Annotated in this window: 1 protein-coding gene; it reads right to left on the bottom strand. The window is 70.7% G+C overall.

Features of this window, described 5'->3' with window-relative positions:
• The coding region (locus tag AB0469_RS41135; RefSeq protein ID WP_366456733.1) for an amino acid adenylation domain-containing protein at positions 1-1,752 on the bottom strand (1,752 nt) is incomplete at both ends.

Below are 1,752 nucleotides of genomic sequence, written 5' to 3'. Positions count from 1 at the left end.
GCCCGCGAAACCGACGGATGCGACACCAACGCCGCCTCGACCTCACCCGACTCGATCCGGAAACCCCGGACCTTGACCTGGTCATCAGCCCGGCCGAGGTATTCGAGCTCTCCGACGCCGCTCCACCGCGCGACGTCACCGGTGCGGTACATCCGGGAGCCCGCCGGTCCGTAAGGGTTCGCCACGAACCGCTCCGCCGTCAGACCGGGTCTGTTGAGGTAACCCCGGGCAAGGCCGGCTCCCGCGACGTACAGCTCGCCCGCCACACCGGGCGGCACCGGCTGGAGGGCGCCGTCCAGCACGTACAGCCGCAGGTCCGGGATGCCCCGGCCGATTCCGGACGCGGTCCCCACCGTCGAGGTCTCGTCCAGGGCCAGGTAGGTGACGTGCACGGTCGTCTCGGTGATGCCGTACATGTTGATCAGCGTGGGAGCGTGCTCCGGATGGCGGGCGTACCACTCCCGCAGACGCCCCGGCTCCAGCGCTTCCCCGCCGAACACCACCGAGCGGAGCGCCAGACCGTCACCCGACGCCGGGTCCTGTGCTTCCGCCCGCATCAGCTGGTCGAACGCGGAGGGCGTCTGGCTGAGGACGGTCACCTGCTCCCTGACCAGCAGCCTCAGGAACTCGGCCGGTGACCGGGACACGTCGAACGGCACGACGACGAGGCGACCGCCGTGCAGCAGCGCTCCCCACATCTCCCACACCGAGAAGTCGAACGCGAACGAGTGGAACCACGTCCACACGTCGTCGGAACCGAAGTCGAACCATGCTTCCGTGGCGTCGAAGAGCCGTACCACGTTGCCGTGCGGAACGGTCACGCCCTTCGGCTGCCCGGTCGAGCCCGACGTGTAGATCACATAGGCCGGGTGGTCTGGCAGGAGCACACCCGCGCGCTCGGCCCGGCCCACCGGGGCGCCGCTGAGCTCGGCGAGGCGAGCGGTGGTGTCCGGCCCGTCCACCGTCAGACAGGGCAGCCCGTCAAGGGCCGGGCCGGCCGTGTCCGCGGCCGCGCGGCCGGCGAGCACCAGCACCGGCCGCGCGTCGCCGAGTACGTAGGCGATGCGGTCGGCAGGGTAGTCCGGGTCGATCGGCACATAGGCTCCGCCGGCCTTGAGCACCGCCAGGAGGGCGACGATGAGATCGCCGGAGCGTTCCATGAGCACACCGACCAGGGACTCCGGGCCGACGCCGCGCTCGATGAGCAGCCTCGCCAGCCGGTTGGCCCGCGCGTCCAGCTCGGCATAGCTCAGCTCGCCGTCCCGGGCGTCGACCGCGACCGCCTCCGGGGTCCGGGCCGCCTGGGCCGCAAAGAGGTCGGGAAGTGTGCCGGTCGGCTCGCCCTGGGCGGTGCCGTTCCACTCGTTGAGGATCCGGTGTCGCTCCGCCGCGTCGAGGACGTCCACTCGGCTGATCGGCTGCCCTGGATCGCTGACGGTCGCCTGGAGGACGCGTACGAAGCGCTGTGCGAGCTCGTTCGCCGTCGTCCGGTCGAACAGGTCGGTCGCGAAGGTCAGTACGCCCCGCAGTCCCGCCGGCGTGGCGTCGGCGTGGAACCGCTCGTCGAACTGGAAGTCCAGATCGAACTTCGCGGTGGTGCGCTCGGGGGCCACCACTTCCACCTGCACACCGGGCAGTTCGAGCTCGGCATGGGTGGTGTTCTGCAGGGTGAGCATGACCTGGAAGAGCGGGTGCCGGGCCATGGACCTGGCGGGGGAGAGTTCCTCCACCAGACGCTCGAACGGAACGTCC

It is taken from the genome of Streptomyces sp. NPDC093801 (assembly GCF_040701585.1).
In the GTDB taxonomy this organism is placed as follows: Bacteria; Actinomycetota; Actinomycetes; order Streptomycetales; family Streptomycetaceae; genus Streptomyces.
This window is presented reverse-complemented; position numbering and strand designations above follow the sequence as displayed.